Raw genomic sequence first — 17818 nt, forward strand, 5'->3', positions numbered from 1 at the left:
GCTACTTTCCGCGCATGAACATCTTGTCCAGATCGCTCATGGTCATCTGGAACCAGGTCGGGCGGCCGTGATTGCACTGGCCGGCGCGCTCAGTCTGTTCCATCTCGCGCAGCAGCGCGTTCATCTCGGTGATGCTCAGGCTATGGTTGGCTCGTACCGCCGCATGGCAGGCGAGGGTGGCGAGCAATTCGTTGCGCCGCTCGGTGAGCGCGCGCGAGGCGCCGTATTCGCGCAGTTCGCGCAGCACCTCGAATGCCACTGCCTCGGCTTCGGACTGCTTCAGCATCACCGGCATGGCGCGCAGCGCGAGCTGGGTGGGCGACAGCGGCGCGAGCTCGAAGCCAAGTTGATGCAGTGCGTCCTGGTTCGCCTCGACGGTGGCGATATCCAGCGGCTCGGCATAGAAGGTGACCGGGACCAGCAGCGGCTGCGTGGCGATGCGTTCGGCATCCAGCGCGGCCTTCAGCTTCTCGTAGACGATGCGTTCGTGCGCGGCGTGCATGTCCACCACGATCAGCCCCTGTGTGTTCTGCGCGAGGATGTAGATGCCGGAGAGCTGGCCGATTGCGTAGCCTAGCGGGTGTTCCGTTTCTTGTAGGATGGGTGGAGCGGAGCGATACCCATCGTTTGTTTGAGCCAATGGGTGATGGGTATCGCTATGCTCCACCCATCCTACGTTGTCTTTCTCCGTTTGTGCTTCCCACAGCCGGTAGGTCGCTTGCTGCTGGGCTGCGCCGAACCCGATGTTCTGCTGTTGCGGCCGGTAAGGAGACGGCATAGGGGCGGGTTGGAAACCCGCCCCTATGGAACTCTGTGCATCGGCCGCATCCGGTTCGCCGACGGATGCTGGAATCGACAGCGCCTCATGCAAGGTGTGGAAAATGAACTGGTGGATGCCCTGGCTTTCGCGGAAGCGCACCTCGCTCTTGGCCGGGTGCACGTTCACGTCCACCTGCTCCGGCGGCATGTCGAGGAACAGCACGAAGGCGGGGTGGCGCTGGTGGTGCAGGATGTCCTGGTAGGCCTGGCGCAACGCATGGCTGGCGACCTTGTCGCGCACGAAGCGGCCGTTGACGAAGAAGTACTGCGCGTCGCGCGTGCCGCGCGAATACGCGGGCAGGGCGGCCAAGCCCTGCAGCGACAAGTTCGCAACCTGCCGTTCCACCGTCACGGCGGCATGGCCGAACTCGTCGCCGAGTATGGCGGCGATGCGCGCTGCGATGGGCTGCGCTGGCAGCTGCCAGACGGCCTTGCCGTTGTGTTGCAGCGAGAAGGCAGCGTCGGGGCGCGACAGCGCGATGCGCTTGAAAGTCTCTTCGCAGTGGGCGAATTCGGTGGAGTCGGATTTCAGGAATTTGCGCCGCGCCGGAGTATTGAAATATAACTCGCGCAGTTCCACCGTGGTGCCCTGCGGCTGGCTGGAGGGAACGGGCTCGCTGATGCGTCCGTCTATCGCCTCGACCTTCCAGCCGTGTGTGTCCTGTGCCGTGCGGCTGGAGAGTGCCAGTTGCGCTACCGCGGCCATGCTGGCCAGCGCCTCGCCGCGGAAACCCATGCTGTCGACACGCTGCAGGTCGTCGAGGCTGGCGATCTTGCTGGTGGCATGGCGCATCAGCGCCAGCGGCAGTTCTTCTTTTGCGATGCCCTTGCCGTTGTCGCGCACTCTCAGCAGTTTCACGCCGCCGCCTTCGAGCTGCACCGCGATGTCGGTCGCGCCCGCGTCGAGGCTGTTTTCCATCAGTTCTTTCAGTGCGGAGGCGGGACGCTCGATCACTTCGCCGGCGGCAATCTGGTTGATCAGCAGGTCGGGCAGCAGGCGGATGGAGGAAGACATAGGGCGAAGCGTAGCGGGAAATCAGGATGGGATTATAGTGGTTTTATGTCGTGCGATTATCGGTATAATTCTCGGTTTAATTCCAAGCGCCCCCGTATGCAAGCCGGCTGCAGGGGCAACAAGAAAGTCAAGGAGAGATTCATGCGTATAGGCATTCCTGCGGAGACGCGCGCAGGCGAGAAGCGGGTCGCGACGGTGCCGGAGGCTGTGGAGAAGCTCATCAAGTTGGGCTTCCAGGTCGTGGTCGAGTCCGGCGCCGGAGACGGGTCGAATTTCAGTGACGAGGCCTACCGTGCGGCAGGCGCCGAAATCATCCAGGGCGCCCCCCAGTTGTGGGCTGCCTCCGACATCGTGTTCAAGATGAATGCCCCGACAAGCGAGGAGGTTGGCCTGATGCGCGAAGGCGGCGCCCTGATCGGCTTTGTCTGGCCTGCGCAAAATCCGGAATTGATGAACCAGCTCGCCGCCAGGAAGGCGACCGTGCTGGCTATGGACTGCCTGCCGCGCCAGCTTTCCCGTGCACAGAAGATGGACGCCCTGACCTCGCAGGCCGGCGTGGCCGGTTACCGGGCTGTCATCGAGGCCGCCAACGTGTTTGGGCGCTTCTTCAATGGCCAGATCACGGCCGCGGGCAAGGTTCCGCCGGCCAAGGTCTTCATCGCGGGTGCCGGCGTGGCCGGTCTCGCTGCGATCGGCGCTGCCGCAGGCTTGGGCGCCGTCGTGCGCGCCAACGATACCCGCGCCGAAGTGGCCGATCAGGTCAAATCGCTGGGCGGCGAATTCGTGAAAGTCGATTATGAGGAAGAGGGTTCCGGCGGCGGCGGCTACGCCAAGGTGATGAGCGAGGGCTTCCAGCAGGCGCAGCGCGAGATGTACGCGAAGCAGGCTAGGGAAGTGGACATCATCATCACGACTGCGCTGATTCCCGGCAAGCCTGCGCCCAGACTCATCACCGCCGAGATGGTGCAGAGCATGAAGCCCGGCAGCGTCATCGTCGACATGGCGGCGGAGCGGGGCGGCAATTGCGAACTGACCGAGCCGGGCAAGGTGGTGGTGAAGCACGGTGTGACCATCGTCGGTTACACCGATCTGAACAGCCGTCTGGCCAGACAGTCATCCACGCTGTATGCGAACAACCTGCTTCGCCTGACAGAGGAGTTGTGCAAGACCAAGGACGGCATCATCAACGTCAACATGGAAGACGATGCCATCCGAGGTCTGACGGTGATCAAGAACGGTGAAGTTACCTGGCCGGCGCCTGCGCCGAAATTGCCGGCCCCAGCGGCCAAACCTGCTGCGGCCAAGCCTGTCGCCGCGCCTGCCGCTCATGGTCACGGTGGCGGTGCACCTGTTGCGGCAGGAAAGGTGGCTGCGATGTTCGGTGCCGCCGCACTGCTGTTCCTGCTCATCGGTGCTTACGCGCCCGCCGCGTTCCTTGGGCACTTCACGGTGTTCGTGCTCGCCTGCTTCGTCGGTTATATGGTGGTTTGGAATGTCACCCCGGCGCTACACACCCCCTTGATGAGTGTCACCAATGCGATCAGCAGCATCATTGTCATCGGCGCGCTGGTGCAGATCGCGCCGCCGCAGGTGTTCGGGCTGGATCGTCCGGAGGGATGGATACGCGGGTTGGCGGTGGTGGCCATCGCGCTCACTGCGGTCAATATGCTCGGTGGCTTTGCCGTGACCCGGCGCATGCTGTCGATGTTCCGCAAATAAGGATAGATAAATATGTCTGCAAGCTTGGCAACTGTTTCTTATATTGGTGCAATCATTCTGTTCATCCTCAGCCTGGGCGGCCTGTCCAGTCCTGAGTCTTCGCGTCGCGGCAATCTCTACGGCATGATCGGCATGACGATCGCCGTGCTGGCGACGGTGTTCGGTCCCCGTGTTTCGATGGCTGGGATTCCCTGGATCATAGCCGCGATGGTGGTGGGAGGCAGCGTCGGACTCTATGCAGCGCGCAAGGTGCAAATGACACAGATGCCCGAACTGGTCGCGCTGATGCACAGTCTGGTCGGTCTCGCTGCCTGTCTGGTCGGTTTCGCCAATTACATCGACCCGATGGCGGCTCTGAATCTGTCCAGTGCCGAAAAAGCGATCCACGAGATCGAGGTCTATCTCGGCATCCTGATCGGCGCGGTGACCCTCTCCGGCTCCCTCATCGCTTTCGGCAAGCTGTCGGGCAAGATCGGCGGCAAGCCGCTGCTGCTGCCGGGACGCCACTTCCTGAACCTGCTGGGCCTGCTGGTCGTCATCGCGTTCGGCTGGCAGTTCCTGCACGCCGAAACCATCAGTGCGGGCATGATCGCACTGGCCGTGATGACAGTGATCGCATTGCTGTTCGGCATCCACATGGTGATGGCCATCGGCGGCGCCGACATGCCGGTGGTGGTGTCCATGCTGAACAGCTACTCCGGCTGGGCGGCAGCGGCAACCGGCTTCATGCTGAACAACGACCTCCTGATCGTCACCGGTGCGCTGGTGGGATCCAGCGGTGCTATCCTTTCCTACATCATGTGCCGCGCGATGAACCGCAACTTCATCAGCGTTATTGCAGGCGGATTCGGCACTGGAGGTGGCAAGCCGGCCAAGGCCGGCGGTGATGCGCAACCGGCCGGCGAAGTGGTCGCCATCAGTGCGGCAGAGACGGCAGAGCTGCTCAGCTCCGCCAAGAACGTCATCATCGTGCCGGGATACGGCATGGCCGTAGCCCAGGCCCAGCACGCGGTCTACGAGATCACCCAGTTGCTGCGCGAGAGGGGCGTCAACGTGCGCTTCGGCATCCATCCGGTGGCCGGCCGCATGCCCGGCCACATGAACGTGCTGCTGGCCGAAGCCAGGGTGCCTTACGACATCGTGATGGAGATGGATGAAATAAACGGGGACTTCCCGGATACCGATGTCGCAATCGTGATCGGTGCCAACGACATCGTGAACCCGGCCGCCCAGGAAGAGCCCGGCAGCCCCATCGCCGGCATGCCGGTGCTGGAAGTCTGGAAGGCCAAGACCTCCATCATGATGAAGCGCAGCATGGCGAGCGGCTATGCGGGCGTGGACAATCCGCTGTTCTACAAGGAGAACAACCGCATGTTGTTCGGCGATGCCAAGAAGACGCTGGAAGAGGTCCTGGTCGCGCTGAAAGCCTAGCGGGGATAACCGGAAGTGTTGAACTACAGCCGCACTCACGTACTGCATATCGCGGTACTCAGTGCGGTTTATTTTTTGGCGGCCAAGCTGGGGCTTGCACTGGCCCTGGTGTACAACACCGTTACCCTGTTCTGGCCGCCTTCCGGCATTGCCCTGGCTGCGCTGCTGATATTCGGTTGGCGGGTCTTTCCCGCCATCGCCATCGGTGAGTTCCTCGCCAGCCTGACGATGGGGTTGCCGCTTTCCAGCCTGGCTGGCATTTCCTGCGGCAATGCGCTGGAGGGGCTGCTCGGCTATTACCTGTTGCGCCACCGCTTCGGTTTCGACGAAGGGCTGCATACCCTGCGCGATGTCGCTCTGCTGTTCGTATTCGGTGCGCTGCTCAGTCCCCTGGTGGCTGCTGTGAACGGCGCTTGGTGGATCAAGTATGCCATCGGCGGTTCCTGGGGCGACTATCTGCATATCCTGCAATACTGGTGGATGGGCGATGCGCTCGGCATCGCGCTGTTCACGCCGTTGGTCCTGGCATGGCTGCGCGGCGGCGCCATCGAGTGGACGAAAGAGCGTGTGCAGCGCGCGGTGCTGGTGGCTGTGGTGCTGGTGACTGCCAGTTTGCTGATATTTTCAGATTTGGAAAACCGCTTGCTGGAACTCGGCCTGTTCTTTCCCATCCTGATCTGGGTCGCGCTCAATTTCAACCTCCGCTTCACCAGCCTTGCCCTGACGCTGGTGTTCGTCAGTTCCATTCTCGGTTTACTGGCCTTGGGCGACCTGCATGCCGACAGGATGGATGTGCTGGTCGATTACGTCTGGCTGTACAACCTGCTGTTCGGGCTGACGGCCATGAGCGTGGCGGTACTGAACGGTCGGCGCGATCGTGTCGAGCAGGCGCTACGGCGGAGCGAAGAAACTCTCAAGCGGGCGCAGGCCGTGGGTGGTGTGGGAAGCTGGCATTTCGACATACGCAAAAAGATGCTGGAGTGGTCAGGCGAGACTTACCGGATCTTCGGTATCAGCAGCGACAAGCCGGTCAACTACGAAATATTCCTGCAGCACGTCCATCCGGAAGACCGCGAGATGGTCGATCTGGCTTGGCGCCATGCCATGAAGGGTATGCCCTATGACGTCGAGCATCGCATATGGGCGGACGGCAAGCTGAAATGGGTGAGGGAGCGCGGCGAGATGACTTTCGATGCTCACCGCCGCGCCGTATCCGGCACCGGCACGGTGCAGGACATCACCGAGTGGAAGACGGCACAAGAAGATATCCAGCGGCTGGCTTACTATGATGTGTTGACCGGTTTGCCGAACCGGACCTTGCTGTATGACCGGCTAAACCAGGCAGTCGCCGCCGCTCACCGCGACAATGACCAGTTCGCCCTGATGTTCCTCGACCTGGATCGCTTCAAATACATCAACGACACGCTGGGCCACCAGGCCGGCGATGAGATGCTCAAAGTGATCGCTACACGTCTGGTTGGCGCGGTACGGGAGGGTGATACCGTGTCCAGGCTGGGAGGCGACGAATTCGTCATCCTGTTGCGCGAGACAGGCGCGGAGGGGGCTTTGTATGTCGCCGAGAAATTGCTCGCGTCAGTTGCGCAATCCTTCGAGGTGAGTGGGACGGTAGTGAGTACTGAGGCCAGCGTCGGCATCAGTCTGTACCCGCACGATGGCGCGGATGTGGAGACCCTCATCAAGCATGCCGATGTGGCGATGTACCACGCCAAGGCGGCAGGCCGCAACAATTTCCAGTTCTATACGGAGCAGATCAACGAGCGCGCCATGTCGCACTTCAACATCGAACGCGACCTGCGCATTGCGCTGGAACAGCGGCAACTCATGGTGTACTACCAGCCGCAGATCAGAATGTCGGACAGGAAGCTGATCGGCTTCGAGGCGCTGCTGAGATGGAATCATCCGCAAAATGGCATGGTGCCTCCTGCCGTGTTCATCCCGGTCGCCGAGGAAAGCGGCCTGATCGTGCCGGTGGGCGAATGGGTCTTGCGCGAAGTGTGTCGCCAGGCGCGCGTCTGGCACGACCAAGGGCTGTCGCCGGTGCCGGTCGCCGTGAACCTTTCCGCTCGCCAGCTCAATGGGGATAGGTTGGTGCGTTTCATGCGCTCGTTGCTGGCCGAAACCAATCTGCCTGAATGGACTCTGGAACTGGAACTGACCGAAAGCATGATGCTGGATGACGAGAAGGCTGCGATGCAGTTCATCGGCGAGATGCGTGCTCTGGGTGTCGCATTGTCGATCGACGACTTCGGTACCGGCTATTCCAGCCTGAGCCACCTGAAAAAACTGCCGCTCGACAAGCTCAAGATCGACCAGTCGTTCGTGCGCGATCTTGCAGTGGATGAGGATGATGCCGCCATCGTGCGCGCCATCATCAGCATGGCGCACGGGCTGGGGCTGACGGTGATCGCCGAAGGGGTGGAAAACGCCCAGCAGATGGAGTTTCTGGAGGTGCTAGGTTGTAACGAGGTTCAGGGCTTCTACTACGCCAAGCCGATGCCTGCAGCCGAGGCAGAGGCATTCATATCACGCCTGCATTGATCCGAAATGTGGCGGCCCCCACGTGCTGCCGGGAGATGAGAGAGCAGAGTCCGCCGCGTGATTAACGCTTGTTGTAAGCGACATGCACCCGCTTGGCTGCTTTGCCGGATGCATACTTTTTGTTCTGGCCGCGCTTCGCCAGCTTGCCCGGGCGGCTATATTTCGTGCGCACCGCCGATTGCACGATGGTGAGCGTCTGTCCTGCCTTGACTTGGCGGATGTGGCCGTTGCGGTTTTTCAGGCTGGCGATACTGACGCGATAGCGGCGCGCTATGCTGGCCAGTGTCTCCCCCTTGCGTACGGTATGACTGAGGGTGCGTGTGCGCTCCTCGGCAATGGGGGAAAGGTGCATATTGAAGGCTGCGAATTCGCTCTCGGTTTCCGCCTCTTCACCGTTGATTGGCACTAGCAGGGTCTGTCCTGTGCTGACCTGGGCGCGGCCGGAGAGGCCGTTCACCGACTTTAGCTTCTCCACGGAAAGGCCGAAGCGCGGCGCCAGATGGTCCAGGCGTTCGCCCTTCTTGGGCTGGTAGGCCTGCCAGCTGACCAGTGGTTTGTCATAGGCTTCTAGGTTGGCGCGGAAGGTCTCCACCTTGTCCATCGGCAGCAGGATCACGTCGCTGTTGTCCTGCAGGATCACCGGACGGTTGTGTGCCGGGTTGAGCGCGGTGAATTCTTCCATCGAGATGTCGGCGAGCTGTGCTGCGAGCTTCACGTCGATGTGCTTGGCGGTCGAAATGGCGGCGAAGTAGGGGGCGTTAGGAATGTCCTGGAGCACCAGGCCAAAGGCGGCCGGGTTGGAGATGATGTTCTTCACCGCCAGCAGTTTCGGCACGTAGTTGCGGGTCTCGTCCGGCATACGAAGACTAGTGTAGTTCACCGGCAGGCCGCGCTTGCGATTGCGCGCCTGCGCGCGCTGCACGGCACCTTCACCCCAGTTGTAGGCGGCCAGCGCCAGTTCCCAGTCGCCGAACATGTCGTGCAGCTTCTGCAGGTAATCGAGGGCGCCGTTGGTTGCGCTGACAACATCGCGGCGGCCGTCGTACCACCAGTTCTGCTGCATGCCGAAATGCTTGCCGGTGGATGGGATGAACTGCCAGATGCCGGATGCGCGGCTGGTGGAGTAGGCGCCGGGATTGAACGCGCTTTCGATCATCGGCAGCAGTGCGATCTCGCTCGGCATGCCGCGCCGCTCCACTTCGCCGGTGATGTAATAAAGATAGCGGCGCGCGCGGTCGGTCATGCGTGCGACATAATCGGGGCGGCTGGCGTACCATTTTTCGTGGTTGGCGATCAGCGGGCTGTCGAGGTCGCGCATAGCGAACCCGCCGCGGATGCGCGTCCACAAGTCCCCCATCGCCTTGTCGTCTTCAGGGATCAGTTCCAGCTTGATGTTGCGCGCGGTCGAAAGCGTCAGAGGGTCGGCCGGGGCTGTCAGCGAAGTGCTGAGGGCGAGTTTCTCTTCGGCGTGAGCTTGTGGGAGGGTGAACGAAGCACTGGCGGCGAGCAGTGCGGAAAAGATTAATCGAATCAATGACACGGGCGCGCCTCCTGCAACTTCAAAAATTCCCGCGATGGTAGCCGAGGTATGTGGTGCGGGTCAATCTGAATAGTAGATGTAAAGTGGGGATTGTGCGTATTTTGCGACGCACAATCCTTCTTGTTTGTGCGGAATTTTGTTATCTATTTGAAATAATAGACAAATTGCTGAATTGAATTGGTTGGGGCGACGGTTTTGACTTCGGTATAACGCCCGCTTGCGCGGGCGAACCTTCGCCACAACACGCCGCATGGCGTGTTGCGGTGGAGACTAACCTTCAGGTTATGTCGTAACCAAACCCCGCCCTCTGTTGTGCTCAGACGGGGTTTTGGCTTCGGCCGCTGCGCTTAACATGGCGCTGACGCACCATGTTAGCCTGCGCCGAAATCCGGCCTGCACAGCTTTGTGGGAAGTGGTGCCCTAGGTTGTTAGCGCACCACTTCTTTTAGCTGTTCCAGAATGGCCGGATTTTCCAGCGTGGATACGTCCTGGGTGATCTCCTCGCCCTTGGCAATAGCACGCAACAGGCGGCGCATGATCTTGCCGGAGCGGGTCTTGGGCAGGTTCTCGCCGAAACGGATCTCGTCGGGCTTGGCAATGGGGCCGATCTCATGGCCGACCCAGTTGCGCAAATCCTCCGCAAGTTTCTTCGCCGCAGCCGCATCGGCAGGACGCGCACCCTTCAGAACGACGAACGCAACCACGGCTTCGCCCTTGATCTCGTGCGGTTTGCCGACGATGGCGGCTTCCGCTACCAGCGGGTTGGCGACCAGCGCGGATTCGATCTCCATCGTGCCCAGGCGGTGGCCGGAGACGTTCAGCACGTCGTCGATGCGCCCCATGATCCAGAAATAGCCGTCTTCATCGCGGTGTGCGGAGTCGCCGGCGAGGTAATAGCCGCGCATCTCGTGAGGGAAGTAGCCTTTCTTGTAGCGCTCCGGGTCACCCCAGATGGTGCGGATCTGCGAGGGGAAGGGACGCTTGATGACGAGGAAGCCGCCATGCTGGTCGAACACTTCGTCGCCATTCTCGTTGACGATGGTGGCCTGGATACCGGGCAGCGGCAGCGTGCAGGTGCCGGGCTTGATCGGCATCGCGCCGGGCAGCGGGGCGATCATGTGGCTGCCAGTTTCGGTCTGCCACCAGGTGTCGACGATGGGGCAGCGCGACTGGCCGACTTCGGTGTAATACCACATCCAGGCTTCCGGGTTGATCGGTTCGCCTACGCTGCCCAGCAGGCGCAGCGAGGACAGGTCGTATTTCCTCGGCAGGTCGCCGCCCAGTTTGATGAGAGAGCGGATCGCGGTCGGGGCGGTATAGAAGGTGGTGACCTTGTGGTCCTGGATCATCTTCCAGAAGCGGCCTGCATCGGGATAGGTCGGCACGCCTTCGAAGATCACTTCGGTCGCGCCCATGGCCAGCGGGCCGTAGGTGACGTAACTGTGGCCGGTGATCCAGCCCACGTCGGCGGTGCACCAGAACACGTCGCTGTCCTTGTAGTCGAAAACCCACTTCATCGACAGCATGGCGCCCAGCAGATATCCGCCGGTGGAGTGCTGCACGCCCTTGGGTTTGCCGGTGGAGCCGGAGGTGTAGAGGATGAACAGCGGATGTTCCGCGCTGACCCATTCGGGTTCGCAGGTTGTGCCTTGGCCGGTGACCAAGTCGTGCCACCAGATGTTGTTGCCGCCCCAGGTCACTTCGCTATTGGTGCGCTGGTAGACGATGACGGAGTGCACGCCTTCGCAGCCGCCCATGCCCAGCGCTTCGTCTACGGCGGGCTTCAGCGGCATCGCCTTGCCGCCGCGGAACTGGCCGTCGGAGGTGATCACGGCGCAGGCCTGGGCATCGGTGATGCGCTCGTGCAGGCTCTTGGAGGAGAAGCCGCCGAATACCACCGAGTGGATCGCGCCGATGCGGGCGCAGGCCTGCATCGCGACCACGGCTTCGATGCTCATCGGCAGATAGATGACGACGCGGTCGCCCTTCTTGATGCCGCGCGACTTCAGGCCATTGGCGAACTGGCAGACGCGCGCGTGCAGGTCGCGATAATTGATCCTGGTCACGGAGCCGTCGTCGGCCTCAAAGATGATCGCTGTCTTTTCCGGCTGTGTGGTGAGGTGTGTGTCGAGGCAGTTGTAGGAAACGTTGAGTTCGCCATCCTCGAACCACTTGTAGAACGGCGCGTTGCTCTCATCCAGCACTTTGGTGAAAGGTTTCTTCCACTGCAGGGTTTCGCGCGCGAGCTTTGCCCAATATCCTTCATAATCCTTTTGCGAAGCATCCACCAGCGCCTGGTAGGCGCTCATGCCGGATACATTCGCCTGCTTGACGAACTCGTCAGAAGGAGTGAATACGCGGGTTTCATGCAAGACAGACTGGATATTGGACATACTGATCTCCTAAACAAATTGATTTATCGTTTTGACTATCGTGACCGTTGGAAAGGTCGAATAATTACCTTTCGGCTAATGTAGGTTTTTTTGGTTCGTGGTGTCAACAACCTGCGCTAAATATTCGCTAAATTTAGCTAATTGACGTTATTTGTGTAAGATTCGCGTAAGGATTTGTTGCGCCTGATTTTGAATTCCGCGAAATGGATTTTTAGCAGGCGGACAACGACTCGGTTTTGAGGGGCGCAGGTTTTGCAGTACAATTGCGCCCCATGACTAAGTACATCTTTATTACCGGCGGCGTTGTCTCTTCCTTGGGTAAGGGTATCGCCGCCGCCTCACTTGCGGCCATCCTTGAGTCGCGTGGCCTCAAAGTTACAATGCTCAAGCTGGATCCGTACATCAACGTCGATCCGGGCACGATGAGCCCGTTCCAGCACGGCGAGGTGTTCGTCACCGAAGACGGTGCCGAGACCGACCTGGATCTGGGACATTACGAGCGCTTCATCTCGGCCAAGATGCGCAAGGCCAACAACTTCACTACCGGCCAGATATATGAGAGCGTGATCCGCAAGGAGCGGCGCGGCGAATATCTGGGCAAGACGGTGCAGGTGATTCCGCACATCACCAACGAGATCCAGGCCTTCGTCGAGCGCGGCGCTGCCGCTTCGCATGACGGCAAGGCGGACGTGGCCATCGTCGAGATCGGCGGCACGGTGGGTGACATCGAATCGCTGCCGTTCCTTGAGGCGGCACGCCAGATGGGGTTGCGCATGGGACGTCACCAGGTCGCCTATGTGCACCTAACGCTGGTTCCCTATATCGCCACTGCGGGCGAGTTGAAGACCAAGCCGACGCAGCACAGCGTGCAGAAGCTGCGCGAGATCGGTATCTTCCCGACCGCCTTGCTGTGCCGCGCCGACCGCCGCATCCCCGACGACGAGCGCGCCAAGATCTCGCTGTTCGCCAACATTCGCGAAGAGGGCGTGATCTCGATGTGGGATGTGGACAGTATCTACAAGATCCCGCAGGTGTTGCACGAGCAGGGGCTGGATCGCATCGTCTGCGAAGAGCTGGCGCTGGATGCGCCGCCCGCCGACCTGTCGGTGTGGCAAAAGCTCGTCGACGCGCAGCAGACCCCGCAGCACCACATCACCATCGGCATGGTCGGGAAGTATGTCGATCTGACCGAGTCCTACAAGTCGTTGATCGAAGCTTTGCGTCATGCCGGGATCCATACCTCGACCAAGGTGGATATCGAATACATCGACTCGGAAGACATCGAAGCATCCGGCATCCAGGGGCTGACGCACTTCGACGCGATCCTGGTGCCCGGCGGTTTCGGCAAGCGCGGCACGGAAGGCAAGATCGCCGCGATCCGCTATGCGCGCGAAAACAAGATCCCGTACCTCGGCATCTGTCTCGGCATGCAGCTCGCCGTGATCGAATATGCGCGCGATGTTGCGGGTATGACGGATGCGAACAGCACCGAATTCAACCTGGAATCCGAACATCCCGTGGTCGCGCTGATCACCGAGTGGCTGGACCGCGACGGCAAGGTGGCCAAGCGCAGCGCCGACTCCGATCTGGGCGGTACCATGCGCCTCGGCTCGCAGCGTTGCCCGATCAAGCCGGGCACCTTGGCGCAGCGCATCTACGGCAACGAAGTGAACGAGCGCCATCGCCATCGCTACGAGGTGAACAACCATTACGTTCCCGCACTGGAAAAGACCGGGCTGATCATCTCCGCGCGTACGCCTTCCGAGGACCTGCCGGAGATGATGGAGTTGCCGCAGTCCACCCATCCGTGGTTCGTCGGCGTGCAGTTCCACCCCGAGTTCACCTCCACGCCGCGCGCCGGACATCCCTTGTTCAAGGCCTTCGTCGAAGCGGCCTTGCAGCACCAGTCCGCAAGCAAGGTGGCCGCATGAAGCTCTGTAATTTCGAAGTCGGGCTGAATCGCCCGCTGTTCCTGATCGCCGGTCCTTGCGTGATCGAGTCTGAGCAGATGGCGCTGGACACCGCCGGTGCACTGAAAGAGATATGCAACGAGCTGAAGCTGCCCTTCATCTACAAGTCCTCCTACGACAAGGCCAACCGCAGTTCCGGCAAGTCGTTCCGCGGCTTCGGGATGGAGCCCGGGCTGAAGATCCTGGAGAAGGTGAAGCAGCAGATCGGCGTGCCGGTGCTGACTGACGTGCATGCCGAGGACGAGATCGCGCCGGCCGCCGCCGTGGTCGACGTGCTGCAGACGCCCGCATTCCTGTGCCGCCAGACCGATTTCATTCAGGCCGTGGCGAAATGCGGCAAGCCGGTGAACATCAAGAAGGGCCAGTTCCTGTCGCCTTGGGATATGCAGAACGTGGTGGAGAAGGCGCGCGACGCGAGCGGCGCCGACAACATCATGGTGTGCGAGCGCGGTGCTTCGTTCGGCTACAACAACCTGGTGTCCGATATGCGCTCGCTGGCGGTGATGCGCAATACCGGCTGCCCAGTGGTGTTCGATGCGACTCACTCGGTGCAGCTGCCGGGCGGGCAGGGCACGGCTTCCGGCGGTCAGCGCGAATTCGTGCCGGTGCTGGCGCGTGCGGCGGTGGCGGCGGGCGTGTCCGGCTTGTTCATGGAGACGCATCCCAATCCGTCCAAGGCATTGTCGGACGGGCCGAACGCATTCCCGCTCGGCCATCTCAAGGCGATGTTGCAGACCTTGATGGCCATCGATGCGACAGTCAAGCAGCAAGGGTTGATCGAAGAAAAAATCGATTTGAGAAACGTTTAGTTAAAACAAACAAGGAAAGAAAAAGATGAGTGCAATTGTTGATGTGATCGCTCGTGAAGTCCTAGATTCTCGCGGCAACCCGACCGTAGAAGCGGACGTGTTGCTGGAATCCGGTGTGATGGGACGCGCTGCAGTGCCGTCCGGTGCATCCACCGGCGAGAAGGAAGCGATCGAACTGCGCGACGGCGACAAGCAGCGCTATCTGGGTAAGGGCGTGCTGAAGGCTGTGGAATTCGTGAACACCGAGATCGCTGAAGCGATCATCGGCCTGGACGCCGCGGAGCAGGCTTTCATCGACCGCACCATGATCGAACTGGACGGCACGGAAAACAAATCGCGCCTGGGCGCGAACGCGATCCTCGCGGTGTCGATGGCCGTGGCGCGCGCCGCCGCTGAAGACAGCGGCCTGCCGCTGTACCGCTACCTCGGCGGTTCCGCCAAGATGCAGATGCCGGTGCCGATGATGAACATCATCAACGGCGGCGCGCACGCCAACAACAACATCGACATGCAGGAATTCATGATCATCCCGGTGGGCGCACCGAGCTTCCGCGAAGCCGTACGCTACGGCGCCGAGGTGTTCCATGCGCTGAAGAAGCTGATCGACGCCAAGGGCATGCCGACCACCGTGGGCGACGAGGGCGGCTTTGCGCCCAACCTGCCGAGCAACGAATCGGCCTTGCAGCTCATCGTCGAAGGCATCGAGGCTGCAGGTTACGTGCCCGGCGCCGACGTGGCGATCGGCGTGGACTGCGCGAGCTCCGAGTTCTACAAGGACGGCCTGTACCATATCGATTCCGAAGGCCTGAAGCTGACTTCCGCGCAATTCGTCGACTATCTCGCAAACTGGGCAGACAAGTACCCGCTGGTGACTATCGAGGACGGCATGAGCGAGCACGACTGGGAAGGCTGGAAGCTGCTGACCGAGCGCCTGGGCAAGAACGTGCAACTGGTGGGCGACGACGTGTTCGTCACCAACCCGAAGATCCTGCGCGAAGGCATCAAGCAGGGCCTGGCCAATTCCATCCTGATCAAGGTCAACCAGATCGGCACGCTGACCGAGACTTTCGAGGCGATCGAAATGGCGAAGCGCGCGGGCTACACCGCGGTGATCTCGCACCGCTCCGGCGAGACCGAAGACACCACCATCGCCGACATCGCCGTGGCGACCAATGTGATGCAGATCAAGACCGGCTCGATGTCGCGTTCCGACCGCATGTCGAAGTACAACCAGCTGCTGCGCATCGAGGAAGATCTGGGCGACACCGCTTCCTATCCGGGACGCGAGGCCTACTACCAGTTGGGCTGATGTGCGCGCAGTCACACTGATACTGGCTGCCCTGCTGCTCCTGTTGCAGTACCCGCTGTGGCTGGGCAAGGGCAGCTGGTTGAAAGTGTGGGACCTCAACCGCCAGGTCGAGGAACAGCGGCAAACCAACCAGCAGACCCAGGCACGCAACGCGTTGCTGGATGCCGAGGTGCGCGACCTCAAACAGGGCACCGAGGCGGTCGAGGAACGCGCCCGCAGTGAGCTTGGCATGGTCAAGCGCGACGAAGTGTTCTTCCAATTCATCGGCAAGCAGCCGCCGGCGGTTTCCGCCGTGGCTGAGGCCAAGCCCGCGAGCCATTAGCCGCGGCTCATTCCGGCGGCATTCGTGGCAACTTCCTCTCCACAACAAATCCTCCATGACGTTTTCGGCTACGCATCGTTTCGCGGTGCGCAGCAGGCCATCGTCGAGCATGTAATAAGCGGCGGCGACGCGCTGGTGCTGATGCCCACCGGCGGCGGCAAGTCGCTGTGCTACCAGATCCCAGCCTTGCTGCGCGATGGCGTCGGCATCGTGGTATCGCCGCTGATCGCGCTGATGCAGGACCAGGTCGATGCGCTCAAGCAGCTCGGCGTGTCGGCGGCCTTCCTCAACTCCAGCCTGGATGCCGATGCCGCGCGAGAGGTGTATCGGCAGATTCATCGCGGCGAGCTGAAGCTGCTGTATGTCGCGCCGGAACGGCTGATGACCGAAGGTTTTCTGAATCTGCTGGAGGGCTTGCAGCAGGAGAGCCGCATCGCGTTGTTTGCCATCGATGAGGCGCATTGCGTGTCACAGTGGGGGCACGACTTCCGCCCCGAGTACCGCGCGCTGACGGTGCTGCACGAGCGCTTTCCCGAGGTGCCGCGCATCGCGCTCACGGCTACGGCGGACGCGCCGACGCGGCGCGAGATCGTCGAGCGGCTGGCGCTGGAGCAGGCGCAGCAGTTCGTCTCCAGCTTCGACCGCCCCAACATCCGCTACCGCGTGACCCAGAAGAACAATGCGCGCCAGCAGTTGCAGTCCTTCCTCGAAACCGAGCATCCCGACGACGCGGGCATCGTGTATTGCCTGTCGCGCAAGAAGGTCGAGGAGACCGCCGCCTGGCTCAAGGAGCAGGGTTGGGATGCCTTGCCGTATCACGCCGGGCTGGATGCCGTCACGCGCAACAGGAACCAGCAGCGATTCCTGCGCGAGGAGGGCGTCATCATGGTCGCCACCGTCGCCTTCGGCATGGGCATCGACAAGCCCAACGTGCGCTTCGTCGCCCACCTCGATCTGCCCAAGAGCATGGAAGGCTACTATCAGGAGACTGGCCGTGCCGGTCGTGATGGGTTGCCCGCGAATGCGTGGATGGCTTACGGTCTGGGCGATGTGGTGTCCATGCGACAGATGCTGCTCTCCGGTGACGCGCCGGAGGAGCGCAAGCGCGTCGAACTGCAAAAGCTCGATGCGCTGCTCGGTTTCTGCGAATCCACCGAGTGCCGCCACCAGACCATCCTGCGCTACTTCGGCGAGGAACATCCCGGCGATTGCGGGCAGTGCGACAACTGCCTCGAACCGGTGGACACATGGGACGCTACGCAAGCCGCGCAGATGGCGCTGTCCTGCGTCTATCGCACCGGTCAGCGCTTCGGTGTCGCGCACCTGATCGACGTGCTGCTGGGCAAAGTGACTCCCAAAGTCGAGCAATTCAACCACCAGCAACTCAGTACCTTCGGCATAGGCAATTCACTGGCGCAGGCGCAGTGGAGCAGCGTCTATCGCCAGCTCGTCGCCGCCGGACTCCTCAACGTGGACATGGAAGCCTACGGCGGCCTGCGCCTCACCGAAGCTGCGCGTCCCGTGCTGCGCGGCGAACAGGAAGTCTGGCTGCGCCGCGACGCCGATCCCGTCAAGCGCAAAGCCCAGCGAACCGAACGTAGCGCCAAATCGCGCGAACCTTTCGCCGGAGCGAACGACGATCCCCTGTGGCTCGCCCTCAAAGCCAAACGCACAGAGCTCGCCCGCGAACAAGGCGTTCCGCCCTACGTCATCTTCCACGACAGCACCTTGCTGGAGATCCTCAATCACCGTCCGCAGACGCTGGACGAGATGGGGAAGATCAGCGGAGTGGGGCAGGCCAAGCTGGCGAAGTATGGCGATGAGTTTCTGCAGGTGGTGGAAGACGTGGCGAATGGTGTTTGAGCCGTTCACGTTGTTTTCGAGATTGAAGCCTGTCGGCACTTGAGGCAAGATGCGGGCGGGAATTTGTAC

General features: G+C 61.5%; 11 protein-coding genes. 8 read left to right on the forward strand and 3 right to left on the reverse strand.

Annotation, left to right across the window (positions count from 1 at the left end; translation table 11 throughout):
• Position 1: 1 nt before the first annotated feature.
• Entirely contained in the window at positions 2-1834 is a 1833-nt protein-coding gene (mutL, locus tag FGKAn22_RS04660) for a DNA mismatch repair endonuclease MutL (RefSeq protein WP_212786817.1), read from the reverse strand.
• Between the two features lie 141 nt (positions 1835-1975).
• Between mutL and FGKAn22_RS04665 the strand changes: the two genes are divergently transcribed.
• From FGKAn22_RS04665 to FGKAn22_RS04675, 3 genes are read left to right on the forward strand one after another with little or no spacing between them, the layout of a single operon-like run.
• Complete coding sequence (locus tag FGKAn22_RS04665) at positions 1976-3553, forward strand: Re/Si-specific NAD(P)(+) transhydrogenase subunit alpha (RefSeq protein ID WP_212786818.1); 1578 nt, start codon at positions 1976-1978, stop codon at positions 3551-3553.
• A 12-nt stretch (positions 3554-3565) separates the two neighbouring features.
• Positions 3566-4984 (forward strand): Re/Si-specific NAD(P)(+) transhydrogenase subunit beta, encoded by a 1419-nt coding sequence (gene pntB, locus FGKAn22_RS04670; protein ID WP_212786819.1) that lies wholly within the window; start codon positions 3566-3568, stop codon positions 4982-4984.
• 15 nt (positions 4985-4999) lie between these two features.
• The gene (locus FGKAn22_RS04675; RefSeq protein WP_212786820.1) at positions 5000-7543 is read left to right on the forward strand and encodes a bifunctional diguanylate cyclase/phosphodiesterase; all 2544 of its coding nucleotides are present in this window, start codon (positions 5000-5002) and stop codon (positions 7541-7543) included.
• Positions 7544-7604: 61 nt separating this feature from the next.
• Here the strand turns inward: FGKAn22_RS04675 and FGKAn22_RS04680 are convergent, their stop codons facing one another.
• The gene (locus FGKAn22_RS04680) at positions 7605-9083 is read right to left on the reverse strand and encodes a transglycosylase SLT domain-containing protein (protein ID WP_246487458.1); all 1479 of its coding nucleotides are present in this window, start codon (positions 9081-9083) and stop codon (positions 7605-7607) included.
• A 428-nt stretch (positions 9084-9511) separates the two neighbouring features.
• Positions 9512-11476, reverse strand: a complete 1965-nt coding sequence (gene acs, locus FGKAn22_RS04685) for an acetate--CoA ligase (protein WP_212786821.1) — start codon at positions 11474-11476, stop codon at positions 9512-9514.
• 272 nt (positions 11477-11748) lie between these two features.
• Here acs and pyrG point away from each other — a divergent pair, with 272 nt between their 5' ends.
• From pyrG to recQ, 5 genes are read left to right on the forward strand one after another with little or no spacing between them, the layout of a single operon-like run.
• Positions 11749-13407, forward strand: coding sequence for a CTP synthase (gene pyrG, locus FGKAn22_RS04690; RefSeq protein WP_212786822.1), 1659 nt, complete (start codon positions 11749-11751; stop codon positions 13405-13407).
• Positions 13404-14255: a 3-deoxy-8-phosphooctulonate synthase gene (gene kdsA / locus FGKAn22_RS04695; protein WP_212786823.1), complete on the forward strand. Its 852-nt coding sequence runs from the start codon at positions 13404-13406 to the stop codon at positions 14253-14255. The genes pyrG and kdsA overlap by 4 nt, the downstream gene beginning before the upstream one ends.
• Before the next feature lie 25 nt (positions 14256-14280).
• A complete protein-coding gene (gene eno, locus FGKAn22_RS04700) occupies positions 14281-15564 on the forward strand; it encodes a phosphopyruvate hydratase (RefSeq protein ID WP_212786824.1) in 1284 nt (427 codons plus the stop codon).
• A gap of 1 nt (position 15565) precedes the next feature.
• Entirely contained in the window at positions 15566-15886 is a 321-nt protein-coding gene (ftsB, locus tag FGKAn22_RS04705) for a cell division protein FtsB (protein ID WP_212786825.1), read from the forward strand.
• Positions 15887-15910: 24 nt separating this feature from the next.
• Positions 15911-17749 carry a DNA helicase RecQ gene (recQ, locus tag FGKAn22_RS04710; protein WP_212786826.1) on the forward strand — a complete coding sequence of 613 codons (1839 nt, stop codon included), beginning with the start codon at positions 15911-15913 and terminating at the stop codon, positions 17747-17749.
• The last annotated feature ends 69 nt before the right edge of the window (positions 17750-17818 follow it).

This window comes from Ferrigenium kumadai (assembly GCF_018324385.1).
GTDB classification, from domain to species: Bacteria; Pseudomonadota; Gammaproteobacteria; order Burkholderiales; family Gallionellaceae; genus Gallionella; species Gallionella kumadai.

Excerpts from the sequence above, each read along its gene's own strand:
- mutL (WP_212786817.1), bottom strand. The coding sequence starts at position 1,834 with ATGTCTTCCTCCATCCGCCTGCTGCCCGACCTGCTGATCAACCAGATT.
- FGKAn22_RS04665 (WP_212786818.1), top strand. The coding sequence starts at position 1,976 with ATGCGTATAGGCATTCCTGCGGAGACGCGCGCAGGCGAGAAGCGGGTC.
- pntB (WP_212786819.1), top strand. The coding sequence starts at position 3,566 with ATGTCTGCAAGCTTGGCAACTGTTTCTTATATTGGTGCAATCATTCTG.
- acs (WP_212786821.1), bottom strand. The coding sequence starts at position 11,476 with ATGTCCAATATCCAGTCTGTCTTGCATGAAACCCGCGTATTCACTCCT.
- pyrG (WP_212786822.1), top strand. The coding sequence starts at position 11,749 with ATGACTAAGTACATCTTTATTACCGGCGGCGTTGTCTCTTCCTTGGGT.
- kdsA (WP_212786823.1), top strand. The coding sequence starts at position 13,404 with ATGAAGCTCTGTAATTTCGAAGTCGGGCTGAATCGCCCGCTGTTCCTG.
- eno (WP_212786824.1), top strand. The coding sequence starts at position 14,281 with ATGAGTGCAATTGTTGATGTGATCGCTCGTGAAGTCCTAGATTCTCGC.